Annotated in this window: 14 protein-coding genes; 12 read left to right on the plus strand and 2 right to left on the minus strand. The window is 49.3% G+C overall.

Annotated features, from left to right (window positions below; all coding sequences use genetic code 11):
• Nucleotides 1-128 precede the first annotated feature (128 nt).
• The 6 genes from CBW65_RS24240 (at nucleotide 129) to CBW65_RS12160 (ending at nucleotide 9203) form a co-directional block, all read left to right on the plus strand.
• A complete protein-coding gene (locus tag CBW65_RS24240) occupies nucleotides 129-1580 on the plus strand; it encodes a leucyl aminopeptidase (protein WP_157721912.1) in 1452 nt (483 codons plus the stop codon).
• Between the two features lie 34 nt (nucleotides 1581-1614).
• Nucleotides 1615-1986: an amphi-Trp domain-containing protein gene (locus CBW65_RS12140; protein WP_087457054.1), complete on the plus strand. Its 372-nt coding sequence runs from the start codon at nucleotides 1615-1617 to the stop codon at nucleotides 1984-1986.
• A 278-nt stretch (nucleotides 1987-2264) separates the two neighbouring features.
• Nucleotides 2265-3134 carry a hypothetical protein gene (locus CBW65_RS12145; protein ID WP_087457055.1) on the plus strand — a complete coding sequence of 290 codons (870 nt, stop codon included), beginning with the start codon at nucleotides 2265-2267 and terminating at the stop codon, nucleotides 3132-3134.
• A gap of 121 nt (nucleotides 3135-3255) precedes the next feature.
• Nucleotides 3256-4779, plus strand: a complete 1524-nt coding sequence (locus tag CBW65_RS12150; protein ID WP_087457056.1) for a class I SAM-dependent DNA methyltransferase — start codon at nucleotides 3256-3258, stop codon at nucleotides 4777-4779.
• On the plus strand, nucleotides 4769-6052 hold the full coding sequence (locus tag CBW65_RS12155) for a restriction endonuclease subunit S (protein WP_087457057.1): 1284 nt from the start codon (nucleotides 4769-4771) through the stop codon (nucleotides 6050-6052). The genes CBW65_RS12150 and CBW65_RS12155 overlap by 11 nt, the downstream gene beginning before the upstream one ends.
• 16 nt (nucleotides 6053-6068) lie before the next feature.
• Nucleotides 6069-9203: a type I restriction endonuclease subunit R gene (locus CBW65_RS12160; RefSeq protein ID WP_087457058.1), complete on the plus strand. Its 3135-nt coding sequence runs from the start codon at nucleotides 6069-6071 to the stop codon at nucleotides 9201-9203.
• Nucleotides 9204-9392: 189 nt separating this feature from the next.
• Here the strand turns inward: CBW65_RS12160 and CBW65_RS12165 are convergent, their stop codons facing one another.
• Nucleotides 9393-10241 (minus strand): tetratricopeptide repeat protein, encoded by an 849-nt coding sequence (locus tag CBW65_RS12165; RefSeq protein WP_157721913.1) that lies wholly within the window; start codon nucleotides 10239-10241, stop codon nucleotides 9393-9395.
• A gap of 126 nt (nucleotides 10242-10367) precedes the next feature.
• Here CBW65_RS12165 and tnpA point away from each other — a divergent pair, with 126 nt between their 5' ends.
• The 3 genes from tnpA to tnpC are packed head-to-tail and all read left to right on the plus strand — an operon-like array spanning nucleotide 10368 to nucleotide 12686.
• On the plus strand, nucleotides 10368-10679 hold the full coding sequence (gene tnpA, locus CBW65_RS12170; protein WP_087456258.1) for an IS66 family insertion sequence element accessory protein TnpA: 312 nt from the start codon (nucleotides 10368-10370) through the stop codon (nucleotides 10677-10679).
• Nucleotides 10673-11029: an IS66 family insertion sequence element accessory protein TnpB gene (gene tnpB / locus CBW65_RS25365; RefSeq protein ID WP_087456259.1), complete on the plus strand. Its 357-nt coding sequence runs from the start codon at nucleotides 10673-10675 to the stop codon at nucleotides 11027-11029. Before tnpA ends, tnpB begins: the two co-directional genes overlap by 7 nt.
• A 58-nt stretch (nucleotides 11030-11087) precedes the next feature.
• The gene (gene tnpC, locus CBW65_RS12180; RefSeq protein ID WP_087456260.1) at nucleotides 11088-12686 is read left to right on the plus strand and encodes an IS66 family transposase; all 1599 of its coding nucleotides are present in this window, start codon (nucleotides 11088-11090) and stop codon (nucleotides 12684-12686) included.
• 91 nt (nucleotides 12687-12777) lie between these two features.
• Here the strand turns inward: tnpC and CBW65_RS12185 are convergent, their stop codons facing one another.
• On the minus strand, nucleotides 12778-13218 hold the full coding sequence (locus CBW65_RS12185; protein ID WP_087457060.1) for a helix-turn-helix domain-containing protein: 441 nt from the start codon (nucleotides 13216-13218) through the stop codon (nucleotides 12778-12780).
• A 179-nt stretch (nucleotides 13219-13397) separates the two neighbouring features.
• Here CBW65_RS12185 and CBW65_RS12190 point away from each other — a divergent pair, with 179 nt between their 5' ends.
• From CBW65_RS12190 to CBW65_RS12200, 3 genes are all read left to right on the plus strand, one after another.
• Nucleotides 13398-14684, plus strand: coding sequence for a helix-turn-helix domain-containing protein (locus CBW65_RS12190; RefSeq protein WP_087457061.1), 1287 nt, complete (start codon nucleotides 13398-13400; stop codon nucleotides 14682-14684).
• Nucleotides 14685-14805: 121 nt separating this feature from the next.
• Nucleotides 14806-15303 (plus strand): RNA polymerase sigma factor, encoded by a 498-nt coding sequence (locus CBW65_RS12195; RefSeq protein ID WP_157721914.1) that lies wholly within the window; start codon nucleotides 14806-14808, stop codon nucleotides 15301-15303.
• Between the two features lie 28 nt (nucleotides 15304-15331).
• Nucleotides 15332-16648 carry a DUF4830 domain-containing protein gene (locus CBW65_RS12200; protein ID WP_087457063.1) on the plus strand — a complete coding sequence of 439 codons (1317 nt, stop codon included), beginning with the start codon at nucleotides 15332-15334 and terminating at the stop codon, nucleotides 16646-16648.
• The last annotated feature ends 153 nt before the right edge of the window (nucleotides 16649-16801 follow it).

Raw genomic sequence — 16801 nt, forward strand, 5'->3', positions numbered from 1 at the left:
GGGATGCAAAACTACAGGACTTGGCTATACAAAAATTGAATATGAAGAATAATAGAATTAGAGGGGAGGAAATGGACGAATTACAGTCACAAAATGAAGTTTCAAATAAATATAAAGGGGACCTGATTGTGAACATTACTGTACATAAACATACTGATTTGCATACCGTTGCGGCCGATTCGCTGGTCGTGTTTTACGGGGAGACGAACGAACTGCCGGCCGGATTGGCTGCACTGAATGAAGTGCTGGGCGGCGAATTGCAAGCATTGTTTGCAGACGGGGAAGCGACCGGCAAAGTGAACGATGTCACGCATGTGCGCGCCAACGGCCGTCTGGCCGCGAAACACCTCTATCTGGTCGGGCTCGGCAAAGCAGGCGACCTGAACGCAGAAGTGATCCGCAAGGCGGCAGGCACCGTCGCTCGCAGCGTCCGCGGCGAGAGCGTGGCTGTATCTGCCTACGCGTCCGAATATGCGGGCGCGATCACCGAAGGCATGTTGATGGGCCGCTACGTCTACCACAACCACAAGTCGGAGGCGGAAGCAGACCAGCGCTTTACGACGCTGACCGTTTTGGCGGACGAGGATGTGCAGGCGGCGGTGGAAGCGGCGCGCGTGGACGCAGAAGCGGTCAACCTGGCGCGCGATCTGACCAACATGCCGGCCAACCTGCTCGACCCGGTGATCTTTGCCGACAAATCGGTCGAACTGGGCACCGCTGCCGGTCTCGAAGTGGAAGTGCTGGATGAAGTGAAATTGCAGGAGCTTGGCCTCAACCTGCTCTGGTCGGTCGGCAAAGGCTCGGAGATCCCGCCGCGCCTCGTCGTGCTGCGCTACAACGGCGCGCCCGACTCCAAGGAAGTGCTGGGTCTGGTCGGCAAAGGCGTCACCTTTGACACCGGCGGCTACATCATCAAGCCGGAAAACGGCATGGGCGACATGAAGACCGACATGGGCGGCGCTGCCTGCGTGCTGGGCGCGATGCGTGCGATCGCAGAGCGCGGGCTGAAGCTGAACGCGATCGGCATCCTCGTGCTGGCCGAGAACATGGTGTCGGGCAGCGCGTTTAAGCCGGGCGATGTGGCGGTGGCGTTTAACGGCAAGACGGTCGAGATGATCGACACCGACTGCGAAGGCCGCCTCGTGCTGGCCGACGGCATTGCCTACGTCAAGCATCTCGGCGCGACGAAGATCGTCGATACGGCGACTTTGACCGGCGCGGTGACCGTCGTGCTGGGCAACGAAGCAGCTTCCCTGTATGGCAATGACGATGCTTGGGTAGAAGAAGTGAAGCAGGCCGGCGCAGAAGCGGGCGAGCGCCTGTTCCCGCTGCCGAACTATCCGGAGTACCAGAAGCTGATCGAAAGCTCGATCGCCGACTATATCAACTACTCCTACCGCAACGCAGCATCGATCGCAGGCGGCGTGTTCCTGGCGGCGTTTGCAGACGGTGTGCCGTTTGTGCACATCGACATGGCCAACGTTTCGAAAGCGAAGAAGACCAACGGCTACATCGTCGAAGAAGCGACCGGCTTCTCGACCCGCTCTTTGATCAAAGTGGCGGAGCGTCTGGCGAAGTAAAGATCACCACGACACACTTGCGGAGGGATGTACGATGAGTGGCACGGAAATCAAAATCAAGCGCCGTGACATCATGACTGCACAGAGCGTTGCTGACCTGCTCAGACGCCTGGCCGACAGCATCGAAGAACAGCACAGCTTCAACTTCGACGGTCTGCCGATCATGGTCGCCAACCAAGTACAAGTGCGCCAAGACTACAAAAAAGAAGGCCTGGAGCACAAATACGAGCTGACCCTGTCCTGGGACGAGGAGCTGGTTGACCAGTTCAAAATCGACGGCGACAAGGGCAAGCGAACAACAGACGATGATCAAGATGACCTCCACGACTCTGACGATAACGTCCCGCCGCCTCCGCTCGACCTCCCCGGCGCTGATGACCAGCCGGGCATCCGCAGCCGGGAGTAGCACGAAAAACCACCTGCTAAGTATGCAGGTGGTTTTTCAATGTGCTGGAATTTTGTAGGGATCATTATTACGAAGGATAAGCGATAGGAATCGTACTGAAATTCCGCCTTTTGCATCGATATCTTTAGTTTAAAGTTTATTACCGATCATATCTCAGTGATATAAAAAACATCCAACAAAAAAGGTTGCATTGGAAAAAACCTCGTGTTATGATGATTACATCCAAAAGAGAGCGCCATCTCTTGCGGGTAATAAATCATTACTGGAGGTAGATCACAATGCAACACATGGAGAAATATCTTGAAAGCATCAGCCAATCCCTCGAAAGTCTCGTCCAGATCGAGAAACAAAAAAACCAAATTCTCAAGACCTTGGCTGAAAATCTCACAGGTGTGAATTTGTCTGCTGTTTTGGACACTCCGATCCTGACAGAAGAGCTCACAAAGTTCACCCAGGAGAGTTCTGAAGTTCATTCTCTCACGTATGACCTTTTCATGCAAGTGACAAAGGTGTACATGGAAGAGGAACGTTTGCGCATTGCCAACAACAAAAAGAAAAAGGCAGCCCGCCGTCTCTCGATCAACTTGGGGAACACCCTGGAGGACTTCTTCTTAGATCATCTTGAGGATGAAAGCATCAACGTGGACCGGGCGAAAGACGGGCTGATTATTTTCTCCAGAGATGCTCAACCGGTCGCCACCTTGAAGTTCATGACAGACTTGGGTTTTCACCGGGGGACGGAGTGGTATCGGTATATCAACGCTGTCGTGAGCGACTCGGACGAGAATTATGGGGTGCCAAATGACCGGGTCTACATCATTGTCTGTTCGTTGCTGAACAGCATTGAAAAGCCACACGTTGAAGGACTTTTGGGAAAAAGCATCACGTCCAATTGGGATTTCCTTCATCAGAAGACACTGGTTTCTGAATATCTGGACAAGTACAAAGCTGGGATTGGGATGTTGCGGAACCCTGATCGCCAAGTTTACTTTATGGCGTCTGAACTTCATCCGAACGCAATGGCTGACGAACTTTATCATGCCAAACGTAAGGGGGAAGACTCCAAAGCTTTACTGGAAAAGCTGAATGGCTATCAATGGCTGAGCGATATTGAGAAACTCATTCAGGAAATGAACACAAAACTGTAATAACAGAGCTGACGGGTGATATTTCACCTGTCAGCTTCTATTACGTTCATTAAGAAGCAATATCTAATTATGATACAATGAATGTATAAAAAATCGAACTCGTTGAAGGGGATTATCACATATGGCAACGGCCAATATCGGTTTTGAAGAAAAACTATGGACTCTTGCGGATAAATTACGTGGCAGCATGGATGCTGCAGAATATAAACATGTTGCGCTGGGGCTGCTGTTTTTAAAATACGTCTCAGATGCGTTCGAGGAAAAGTTTGAAGCATTGTCGCATGAATCCTACGCTGATCCCGAAGATCGCGATGAGTATATAGCAGAAAATATTTTCTGGGTGCCGAAAGAAGCACGTTGGAATCACATCAAGGACAACGCAAAGAAACCGGAGATCGGTCAGATCATCGATCATGCAATGATCGCAATCGAGAAAGAAAACCCTTCACTCAAAGGGGTACTGCCGAGGGACTTCTCCCGACCGGCACTTGATAAAACACGGCTGGGTGAAGTCATCGATCTCTTCTCGTTTAAAGTGGGGGATGAAGCCAGCCGATCCAAAGATATACTCGGTCGGGTCTATGAATACTTCCTTAGTAAATTCGCCAGCGCAGAAGGCAAGAACGGTGGAGAGTTCTATACTCCGAACAGCGTTGTAAAATTGTTGGTCGAGATGATCGAGCCATACAAAGGCCGTGTATATGACCCATGCTGCGGTTCTGGCGGCATGTTTGTCCAAAGTGAAAGATTCGTAGAAGAACACCAAGGGAAAATTGGCGACATTGCGGTGTACGGTCAGGAGTCGAATTCGACCACATGGCGTTTGTGCAAGATGAACTTGGCGATCCGTGGTATCGACAGTAACCTTGGGGAGCATCATGCAGATACGTTTCACAACGATTTGCACAAGAACTTGAAGGCAGACTATATACTTGCGAACCCGCCTTTTAACATCAGCGACTGGGGCGGGGAGCGTTTAGCGGAAGATGTACGGTGGAGCTATGGCATACCGCCGGCGAGTAATGCGAACTATGCGTGGATTCAACATATTGTGAACAAGCTTGCTCCGAGTGGGGTGGCTGGTTTTGTTTTGGCCAACGGTTCTATGTCGACCAGTACGACAGCTGAATTCGGTATTCGAAGCAAACTTGTAAACGCAGACTTGGTTGATTGTATCGTCACTCTGCCGGGGCAACTTTTCTATTCCACGCAAATTCCAGTATGTCTCTGGTTTATCGCGAAAAACAAAGCACCCAAAGGTCTCCGAGACCGTAGCCGTGAGATCCTGTTTATCGACGCTAGAAAAATGGGTTTTTTGGTGGATCGGACGCACCGTGAGTTGAGTGCTGAAGACATTCGCAAGATCGCAGATACTTATCATGCTTGGCGTGGTCAGGCAGCAGCGGGTTCTTACGAAGACGAGAAAGGTTTCTGTAAATCCGTAATTCTGGAGGAAGTTCACGATCATGATTACATCCTCACGCCGGGGCGGTATGTAGGGATTGAAGATGTGGAGGAAGACAGTGAACCCTTTGAAGAAAAAATGGCACGGTTGACGACGGAACTGGCCGAGCAATTTGCGAAGTCAAGTCAGTTAGAGAAAGAGATTCGAAAGCGGCTGGGGGGCATCGGTTTTGAGTTTTAGTTTGTTCGACACCACAAGAACAATAACAACATTGGGTAACTTGGTAGAGAGGAAGCAAGCGGATATTCAAACAGGCCCATTTGGCACGATGCTAAAGGCAAGTTCTTATACATTAGAAGGGACTCCAGTGATTGCTGTAAAGGACATTGGAGTAAACCGAATAATTCATGGACAATCACCAAAAGTGGATATTTCCGATGCGAAAAGACTGTCAAAATATATGTTGAAAACAGGTGATATTGTCTTTGGGCGAAAAGGTGCCGTGGAGAGAAGGGCGCTGATAACTGAAAAAGAGGATGGATGGCTTCAAGGAAGTGACTGTATTCGACTTCGCTTTAACACACCAGACATTGACCCGGAATACGTTTCCTACTTTTTTGGTACCAAGTTCTATACGAATTGGATCCTAAGTAATGCTCAAGGAACTACAATGCCGTCGTTAAATCAAGAAATTTTAAAAAGAGTCCCATTACCTTTACCTCCTGTTGAGGAACAAAAAAAGATAGCGAGTGTATTAAAGGGACTCGATGACAAAATCGAATGCAACAATGCAATTAACCGAAATTTAGAGGAACTTGCGAAGTCTCTTTTTATTCATTGGTTCATCGATTTCGAGTTTCCGAATGAAAACGGTGGTCCCTACAAATCAAGTGGCGGCGAGTTTGAAGAGAGCGAGCTAGGGATAAAACCGAAGGGATGGTCAGTAGGAACAATAGAGGATTTGGCCAATAACCGAAAGAAAACAATTAAAGCTTCCGAAATTCCTAAGGGTACTGCCTATGTAGGGTTAGAGCATCTCCCACGTAAAAAGTTGTTTATTGGAAAACTTGGAGTTTCAGAAGGAATAGAAAGTAATAAAACACTTTTTCAAAAAAACGACATTCTGTTTGGGAAGTTAAGACCGTATTTCCATAAAGTTGCTATAGCTCCAACCAGCGGTGTGTGTTCTACAGATATAATTGCTATTTACCCGATTGATCCTAAGCATTACGGGTATTTAACCTTACAATTATTCAGTGAGAAAATGATCGAATTTGTAACAAACTACTCCAACGGTACGAGAATGCCTAGAACAAACTGGAACGATATTTCGAGGTATCCTGTATTGATTCCAAATGATCAGACATCCGCTCTTTTCACAGAAATAATCCACAGGTTAGTTGATTTCACCAATTGTAAGTTGTTTGAGTCAATTAAACTAATCGAAACCCGCGATTCCTTGCTTCCGAAGCTTATGTCGGGTGAAATACGAGTACCAATCAAGGAGGATTAACCAAAGGAGGTGCGCTATGTCCCAGAACACCACCGTACCTTACACCGAGAGCGACCTGGAACAAGCTGCGTTAGAATGGTTTGAAGAACTGAACTATGAAACAGCCTATGGTCCGGCGATTGCTCCCGAGGGGCAGTCTTCGGAACGTGAAGCTTATCATGACGTCATTCTCAAGGATCGCCTGCGTGAAGCCCTGACCCGGATCAACAAGCACCTTCCTCGGGAAGCGATCGAGGAAGCAATTCGTGTCATCGAAGTCCCGCGCAGCCCGAGCTTGCTGCTCAACAATAAAGCCTTCCAGACCATGATCACGGATGGCATCGACGTTCAGTATCGAAACGCTGACGGTGACTACCCGACAGCGAAAGTGTGGTTGTTTGACTTATATCCCGACCGGATTGAAAAAAACAACGACTTTCTCGTGGTCAACCAATTCACGGTCATCGAGAATCGAGTGGACAAGCGCCCTGATCTGGTTGTGTTTGTGAATGGCATGCCAATCGCAGTCATCGAACTCAAGAGTGCATCTAACGAAGAAGTTGGCATCAGCAACGCCTTCAACCAAGTGCAAACTTACAAACGGACAATCCCGTCACTCTTTACCTACAACTCATTTATGGTCATTAGCGACGGTGTCAACGCCAGAGTTGGCACGCTGACGGCGGATGAAGAACGCTTCATGATGTGGCGCACCATTGAGGGGGAGGATGTCGCCCCTTCCTCCCTGCCGCAGTTGGAAGTGTTGATCAAAGGGATGTTTGAAAAAAGTCGGTTACTCGACATCATCAAGCATTTTCTCATGTATCAAACGGACGGCGAGCAACTCTTTAAAATCTTGGCTGGATACCACCAGTACCACGCAACCAACAAGGCCGTCCTCAACACAATTGATGCTACAACACTCGATGGAGATCGGAAAATTGGTGTCATCTGGCATACACAGGGATCAGGCAAAAGTTTCTCTATGGTCTTTTACGCCGGGAAACTCGTTCTGACACTGGACAATCCTACGATTGTCATCGTCACCGACCGCAACGATCTCGACGACCAATTGTATTCTACTTTCAGCAAATCGAAAGACTTGTTACGTCAAACACCGCAGCAGGCAAATGATCGAGCGCATCTTAGAGAACTGTTGGCGGTAGAGTCGGGCGGCATCATCTTTACGACCGTCCATAAATTCACACCAGATGAGAACGAGAACAAATATCCCGTTCTCACTGACCGAAGGAACGTCATCGTCATTGCGGACGAAGCACACCGCAGTCAATACGGCTTTCATGCGGAAGTGGTCGCAGATAAAGAAGAAGCTTCGATTAAATATGGGTACGCCAAATACATGCGTGATGCGCTTCCAAACGCCTCTTTCATTGGGTTTACGGGAACTCCGGTGGAATTGACCGATAAAAATACACCGGCTGTCTTCGGGGATTACATCGATGTGTACGATATGACTCGCGCCGTAGAGGACGGGACCACGGTCAAAATCTACTACGAGAGCCGGATCGCACGTCTTGAACTTGCTCCCCATGAACTTCCTGTTATCGACGAAGAGTATGAAGAGATCACTGAATATCAAGAATACACGCAACAAGAACGTTTGAAGTCCAAATGGGCCCGTTTAGAAGCGCTGGCAGGTGCGGAAAAACGGGTGAAATTAGTTGCCCAGGATATTGTGAATCATTACGAACAGCGGCAAGGAGCTATGTTCGGCAAAGCGATGGTCGTCGTGATGTCGAGACGAATTGCCATCGACTTGTACAAAGCAATCGTCGCATTACGGCCCGATTGGCACAGCGACGATGACAGCGAGGGCAAGATCAAGATCGTCATGACCGGCAGTTCGAGTGATCCCGAGGAATGGCAGCCGTATATTGGCACAAAACGTCGCCGTGAATATTTGGCCAAACGTATGAAAGACGTAAACGATCCTCTTCAAATTGTCATCGTCCGCGATATGTGGCTGACAGGCTTCGATGTTCCAAGCATGAACACGATGTATATCGACAAGCCGATGAAAGGTCACAATCTGATGCAGGCGATCGCACGCGTCAACCGTGTGTTTCGTGATAAGCCAGGCGGCTTGATTGTAGACTACATCGGCATCGCAGACATGTTGAAGTCTGCGCTTCAGCAGTACACAGAGAATGATCGGAAAACTGCTGGCATCGATACGGAACAAGCTGTCGATTTCATGCAGGAGAAATTGCAGCTCATTCGTGAACTTTTGCATGGCCATAACTACGTAAAATTCGCTTCGGAGAAAGCATCCGAACGGATGAAGACAATTGTCGAGACGGTTGATTATGTTCTTGGTCTAGGAGAGCAGGGAAAGCGTAATTTTCTCAATCTTACGACGGAGCTCGCCCGTGCCTATGCATTGTGTTCAACCACACTTGCAGCAGAACAAGCTAATTTAGAAATCGGGTTCTATAAAGCGGTGAAATCCGGGATCATCAAGATCATCACGACGGATAACAAGAAGAAAACTGGCAACGAATTGGATGCGCAATTGAATCAACTGATTTCGAAGTCGATTCTATCGGATCAAGTGGTGGACATCCTTGCAGAGGTAGGTCTACAGAAGCCGAATATCGCGATCTTGTCTGATGAATTTTTGGAGCATGTTCGGGGATTGAAACAAAAGAACCTTGCAGTAGAGTTGCTCAGACGTTTGTTGCAGGGCAAAGTGAAAGCCGTAGCGCGCACGAACGTCGTTCAATCGAAGAAATTCTCCAAAATGCTGGAGGAAGCGGTTCGCAAGTATAACAATCGGACTGTTGAGACCACTCAGGTCATTGAAGAATTGATTCAGTTGGCAAAAGACATGAACGAGGCCGTAAAACGCGGGGAAGACTTAGGGCTTGAAAGAGAGGAAATCGCTTTCTATGACGCGTTAGCTTCCAACGAGTCGGCCAAACAAGTGATGGGCGACGCTGTCCTCAAGCAGATTGCACATGAATTGACATCAGCGATCAAAAGCAATATCAAGGTGGATTGGACGTTAAGAGAGAATGTGCGGGCACAGATGAGGGTTACGGTAAAGCGCTTGCTCAAGAAGTACGGTTATCCGCCAGACCTTGAAAAAATGGCGATTGACCTCATCCTTCAACAGGCGGAATTGATGTGTTCCGAGGTGGTGGAGAGTTAAGCCATTGAAAAACACCACTTCTTTTCGAAGTGGTGTTTTTTGCTATTTACGACTAACCCAGCTTAGAAATAGACGGCGGCAAAGGCGGGTCGTAGACAAGTGAAGTTGGTTCGGGATTGATAGTACCTATGATAAAGCTTACTGCAACTGCCGTTACCAATAGCCCGGTAATGAGTTTTCTCATGGGCGTCACTCCTTAATAACGAGGGTGGTTAACAAGTTGTTTCGTTGACGCTCAAGCAGCAGTGCTTGCTCAAGGTCACCAAGTTGCTGATAGCAATCAACAACGATTTTCATGGCGTCTGCCTGATCTTTTATCAATCCCATTGTATCAAAGGAATTTGCCGCCTTCAAAGCATATTCAATTGAGGCAGTGTATTCTTTACGAAGAAAGAAGTAAATGGCATAAACGCGGAAACACTCGGCGCTCTCAGGAGTTTGTTCGAGTGAAAAGTTCGTCATGATCCTCACCGCATGCTCTAACGAAGAGACCGCAGTTTCAAGGTCTTTCAGTTGCAGATAGATTTCGGCAATTTTGCTGTATTCCAAAATAACGAGAGGGTAGTTCTCTTCTTCTTGAAAACGTTCGATACATGCTTGCAATTGATGGATGGCCGCAACGGGGTTGTTATGTATGGTGACTTGGGACGCAATCATATGCTGAACCAGATTCGCGTAATGCTTTAGGTTCAGCGTGACCATGATGGTACGCGCTTGTTCGAAATACTCAGCAGCCCTTTCGTATTGTTTAAGGGTCTTGGAGATAATGCCGCGTTCATAAAGAACCTTGCTTAGATGCTTCAGGTCGGAGTTTTTATGAAAGAACCCATGAGAACTTTCTAGAAAGGACACACAGTCTTTTGTGTGACCAAGAATCCGATATACAACAGCTAAGTTGAGATGAATTTTAGCCGTGAGCGGGTCTTGCCCGTCGATCCGAAGTGTGTAATCATTGGCCTTCTGATAATTATACAGAGCTGTGCGAAAGTCGCGTTTTTGGAAGTAGGCGTTACCGAGTTGATTCCTGATCCAGGCCAAAAGATATGCATCATGATGGTTGGCCATTTCTAAGGAATGTATGTAAGCGTCTAATACTCCCCACCTCCACACGAAACATAGAGCATGAGATAATCCTCCTCAGACGGAAATGAGGAGGAATTTTTTATGACTCGAAGCGAGCTTCGAGCTGTATGGGAATCTCGAATCTCTGACTGCCGCGCCAGCGGTCAAAGTGTAGCGGCGTGGTGTACAGCTCATCAGATCAATTCTCGCCAGTACTACTATTGGCTGCGCAAGCTCTCCAACACTGAGATGCCTTCACCTCGCTGGTTGGAGGTCTGCGCAGACCAACAGCCAAGTAACGAAACCGACTCCTGCTTGCAGGTCAAAATTGGCTCTGCCGTGATCGAAGTCAAGCCAGGTTTCAATCGAGACCTGTTGGCGGATGTCGTCCTTGCCTTGCAAACGATATGTTAAACGAAACCGACATAACTCGTGTCTACATAGCCAGCGGCCACACGGACCTTCGCAAGTCGATAGACGGTTTGGCCGCCTTGGTTCAGGAGAGTTTCGAACTGGATCCATTCTCCCAATGCCTGTTTGTCTTTTGCAATCGGCAACGAGACAAACTTAAAATCCTGCACTGGGAGCATAACGGCTTTTGGCTCTACTATCGCCGCTTAGAGCGAGGAACCTTCCAATGGCCGCAAAAGAAATCTGGTCCAACGATGCAGATCAGTCGAAGAGAGTTGCGGTGGCTTCTGGATGGCTTGTCGCTTCAGCAACGAAAGGCACACCCGAAACTCACCGCACAGACGGTGATTTAGTATGAAAAAATTCTTGTTCTCACTAGGAGAATGAGAGCTTCAAGGCGAAGAAAAAAGTATGAAACCTACAATAGCCATCCCAACCACCATTGAAGAACTTCAAAAACAGAACATACAACTTGGAATACAAAACGCAGAGTTGAAAGCTAAGCTCAACTGGTTGGAACAACAGTTTCGTCTCAGCCAACAGAAGCGTTTCGGTGCCTCAAGTGAGCGGACAAACGCGGATCAGTTGGAACTGTTCAACGAAGCGGAATCCGAATCCTCCACAGCCGTGCCAGAGCCGACCGCAGAAACGATTCAATACGTCCGCAAGAAGAAACGTGGACAGCGAGAAGAATTGCTTGAAAACCTGCCGGTTGAAACGGTGGAATACCGTCTCTCGGAAGACGAGCAGGTCTGCTCGTGCTGCGGTGGTCCTACCCATGAAATGAGCACGGAGGTTCGCCAAGAGCTGAAAATCATCCCGGCTCAAGTAAAAGTGTTGAAGCATGTTCGCTATGTGTATGCGTGCCGCCGTTGTGAGCGTGAGGAGATCAGCACTCCCGTGCTGACAGCTCCCATGCCGCAACCTGTATATCCTGGCAGTTTGGCTTCCCCATCCGCATTGGCTTTTATCATGAATCAAAAGTACGGGGAAGGCTTGCCCTTGTATCGTCAGGAGCAGCAACTCATGCTTCTCGGAGTAAACCTGTCGCGACAAACGATGGCCAACTGGATGATCTATGCAGCTGACCGCTGGCTGAGCCTGCTGGAGAATCGTATGCGAGAGCACATGCTGAAGCAAGACATTCTGCATGCCGATGAAACGACCCTGCAAGTACTGCGTGAACCGGGTCGGGCAGCCAAGAGCACATCGTATCTCTGGCTTTACCGTACCGGGCGCAACAGTCATCCGATCATCGTGTATGACTACCAGCCGACACGAGCAGGCGAACACCCGCGACAGTTCCTGTCCGAGTTTCACGGCTACCTGCATGTGGACGGATACGCGGGGTATAAGAAGATCCCTAACGTCACCCTGGTCGGGTGTTGGGCACATGCTCGCCGCAAGTTCGACGAGGCTCTGAAAGCATTGCCGGCCTCCAGCCGAACCGCAGCTGTAACCGCGAAAGAAGGGCTCGAGTTCTGCAATCGTCTTTTCGCGATCGAACGCGAGATGAAAGATGCCTCGCCGGAAGAACGATACACGGCCCGTTTGGAGCGTAGTCGGCCCATACTGGAGGAATTTTCGGTATGGCTACAGACTCAAAAATCCCGCGCGTTACCGAAGAGCGCACTGGGGCAGGCCATAAAGTACTGCCAGAACCAATGGGTAGCATTGGGGGCGTTTTTGCTCGATGGGCGTTTGGAGATCGACAACAACCGAAGTGAACGCGCCATCAAACCATTCGTGATTGGACGGAAAAATTGGCTGTTCGCCAATACTCCACGCGGCGCAAAGGCAAGCGCTGTGATCTATAGTCTTGTCGAGACGGCGAAGGCGAACGGGGTAAATCCGCTGGTCTACCTGACCTATCTCTTCGAGACCCTGCCCAACCTTGCGAACCCTCATGATCACCATGAGCTGGATCGCTTGCTCCCGTGGTCGGACACGCTGCCGCTCATCTGCCGAGTATTTAATAAAAAGCACGAATCGCCTTCAGTTCTTGCGTAGCTGAAGGTTATTCGTGTTTTGTTTACGATGAATATCTTTCAAGCAGTCCCCACCTTTCGGCAAACGACACAAGGTGGGGACTGTTTTACGCTTACGAATGTATGAGAGGGCGCAGGATTTCTATTGACTGATCGTAATCCTTTTGTTGATACTTGCATTCCGCCAGATGAATCTGTATGGTCAATCGATCAGAATCGGATAGATCTGGTTGGGGTTCCAATCCAGAAATCATCATTTCTGCTTCCTCTGGTTGCCCGGCTTCCAGTAGCACTTCTACGAGTTTGATTCGACTTTTCAACTCCATGTGGGACTCTTCATTCTGTATGAGTTCGTGTACCGGTATTTTAAATTGTGTCGCGATCTTGCTAAGCAGTTCAGCCGAAGGTATGGCTTTGTCCTGCTCAATCTGACTGATCCAACCAAAGGTAACGCCTACGCGGTCGGCGAGCTGTGATTGGGACATGCTTCGCAGATTACGCAGTCGTCTGATTCCTGTACCGATCGTTTCGCTTGTATTTTGATCCAGATTCAATAATCGCACGCCCCTTCTTACGCGATTGCATAATTATTATATACTAAAGAATTTCGTTAAACAACGTTCTTGATAAATTATAGTAAATGATTTCCGTTTATTAGCTAATATAAGGAATTGCTATAACGGTTCAAAGATTACTACACTTTTCTCAAAAGTCATAAAATGGGGTGGGAAAAGTGAGTTTTTCTATCGGGCAGAAAATCAGAGATCTGCGATTAAAAAAGGGTATGTCGCAAGTTGAACTGGCAAAAGGGCTTTGCACACCTTCGATGGTGTCGCAAATTGAGAGTGATCGGGCGCGGCCATCTTATAAGATCTTGGTGATGATCGCAGACCGGCTCGATGTATCGTTGGAGCATCTGTTGAAAGATGTAAAGTTGGAGCTCGAGCATACGAGCAAATACAAAATGGCGATGGGGTTCGTGCGAGCAAAGGAATATCAGTTGGCAGTCCCATTACTTATGGAACTTTTGCAAAATCCGCAACATAAGATTCCGACAGTTGATCTGCTTCTTGAACTGGCTGCATGCTATTTGGAGATCGGGGAAATTGAGGAAGCAGAGACGCATCTGAGAGAGGTGTATGAATGGGCAGTTTCTAGGCAGGATCATCACGTTCTTGTTACGGTACTCTTACAGATGGGAAAAGCGTCGAAACAGTTAAAAGATCATGCGATTGCTTTGTATCATACGAAACAGGCATGGGAAGAACTGCAGAAGATTCAACACATCGATCCTATGTTGCGGGCCAAAGTAGCAATCCAGTTGGCCGTTCTCAATGAAGAGACCGGCAAGGTTGTGGATGCAGTGAAGAATTATGAAGAAGCGCTTTCGCTGAATCAAGGGAATGAGCAGGAGCGCGGAAGGCTGTTTCTACGATTGGCAGAAGCTTGTCATGGAACCGGAAATTTCCAGAAGGCAGATGAGTACGCTGCCAAGGCGCAACTGCTGTTAGAGGAGCATGAAAACAAGGAACATCGACGAACTTGGGAGCGGCGGTTAATCTTGATGAGAATCGACAAAGTGGAAAATGCTGTTGCAGTTCAGCAACTGATGGAGATTGCGGAACAGTTTGATGCTGATCATAATCAATACCAAGCCGGTGAGACCTATGCTGGGCTTGCTCGTCTATGTTTCGAGATGGGGCAAGTAGATGAGTCTTGGTTGTATGTGAATCAAGCGAAAATGAGACTTCCAGAACTCGATCCGGCAATGGGGAGAGTACATTGTGTGTCGGCAGAATTGTATTTTTCTAAAGATGATCGTGAACAAGCTTGTCAGTACCTTCAGCAGGCGATGGGGATCTATAAGCAATCTGGAAAAATCGCTGAACTTGAAGAGGTGACATTACAAATGTGTCACGAACTGAATAAGAGCGGGGAACATGTTGAGGCATTTAAGCAGTTGGCAGAGTTCCATGTGTTTATGAAGAAGTCGTTACAACTGCGCGGAATCATCCTCTAGCTGCTTGCAGTTCGTACTGGCAGTTAAGCGATCCGCAGAGATTACGGCTTACTTTGAATCCTTTTGCGCTCACCCCGCGTCTTATTGTATAGAAATGCCCTGTTTGGGAGGTGGCTCTGTTTTGGAATTGCAGATTCAGCGCGCGCTGCAGGACGCAGGCGCGATGACCGAATTTTTGAAGGAATTGGAACCGTTTGTCTACCGGGTTTGCTATCATCTGACCGGACATCAGCATGACGCCGAGGATTTGGCGCAGGACTCGCTGATGAAGGTCTGTCGAAATCTCCACACCTATCGGGGCGATTGTGCGATCCAGAGCTGGGTGTACCGGATCATTCTCAACACGCAGCGTGACGCGGTGCGGAAGAAGAAAAACGTCACGATGGTCGAGCTGTCTGAGACGGCTTCAACCAGCGAAGGATTCGAGACCCAGGTCAATATGAAAATGCTGATCCAGAAAATGCTCGGCGAACTGACCGGCGTCGACCGCCAGATCTTTATTTTGCGGTTCGTGCAGGATTTGCCGTTAAAAGAAGTGGCTTCGCTGTTAGAGATGAAGGAAGCAACCGTCAAAACCAGGCTGTTCCGCCTGCGGGACCGGCTGAAAGGACATTTATAAACCGAACAGACTGGAGGTGAACGAGAAGATGATCCATTGCCAAGAAGTACAAGAAGCGATCTGGAGCGCCGACCTCACTCCGGAGATGATCGAGCATGTGCTGTCCTGCCCGAGCTGTCAGCAGGAACAGAAGCTGGTGCAGGGAGTCGGCATGACCCTGGACCTCGAAGAAATCCCAATGCCAAGCCGCTCGCTGCTTCCGTCCAATACGGAGATCGCCAAAGCGGTGAACGCCCACAGGTGGCGCCGGTTCTCCCGCATCGCCACAGCAGGCGTCGCAGCCGCCTGCGTGTTATTCCTCGCCGTGCAGGTGCCAGGCTACCTCAGCCAACCAAGCATGGACAAGGGCATGATGAGCATCGCAGGTGATGCGCCCGCACAACATGAAATGAGCAACGAGAATGACAGATTAAACGACACGTCCGCTTTTGACACCTCAGGGACTCAAAAACTAGATACGGCGAACAGCGCATCTCATGCGCTCAACCCCAAGATCACCGAACTGCTCAGCAAATACAGCTGGACGCCGTCCGGCGAGCCGTCCCATCAGCAGACGGTGACGATCCCGGAGACGTTCCAAGACCAGCCAGGCGTATTCCCGCTCGGTTTATACTGGGCGCAACATAACTTGTATTCCAAAGACATCGGCCACGACCTGACCCGCTATCAGGGTGAGACGGTCGTCGCGCATACGATCCAGCTCAAAGAGATGTGGGATGACGGACTGAAGATGAACACCAATGCGATCGTGCTGGAAAAAGACGGCGAAGTCGTCGGCGCGTGGCTGGAGAAAGGCAGCGAGATGGCCGCATCGCTCCGCAAGCGCGACTTTGTCGACCTCGCAGGCGCTTCCTGGGACGAATGGCTGCAAGCACAGGGCTATGTCTCCTATACGGAAGGCCCGGACGCGGAGATGAAGGACTGGACGCCGCAGCAGGTGATCTTGAAATACTTTGAAGCGATCCAAAACGGCGGGTACGCGACCGCTTACAACCTGTACTCGAAAGCCTACCAGAGCACGTACTGGCACTACGAGACGGGGCAGACCTTGATCGCCAAAGACTGGAGCACCGGCGGCCTGAGCCCGCAGAACATGTCGTTCGCCAAAGTGATCGACCTGCAGGCGGTGAAAACGCCCGACGTCTGGGCGCCGTCCGAGTCATATCGCGGCTCCCGACTGGGACGCCAACTGGTCGGTGAGCAGCAATATCAAGTCACGGTCGATGTGAAATATAAAACGCAGACCGAACAGACGGACGGGATCAACGCCCTGTACATCGGTGTCGTCAAAGAAAGCAAGGAAGCGCCGTGGAAGATCCAATGGATCGACAGCAGCGTCCATTAAGAGCAAGCAACGCAAAAGCCTCTTTTCCTGCGCGGGAAAAGAGGCTTTTTATGCGGTCAGATGATAGCAGAAAACGCTGAGCATCGAAATGTGAATGCGCTCATAGCGCGCCCTTGCTAATTTCTGTATACTAGATTCAGATACTCAAAGGGG

This window comes from Tumebacillus avium (assembly GCF_002162355.1).
In the GTDB taxonomy this organism is placed as follows: Bacteria; Bacillota; Bacilli; order Tumebacillales; family Tumebacillaceae; genus Tumebacillus_A; species Tumebacillus_A avium.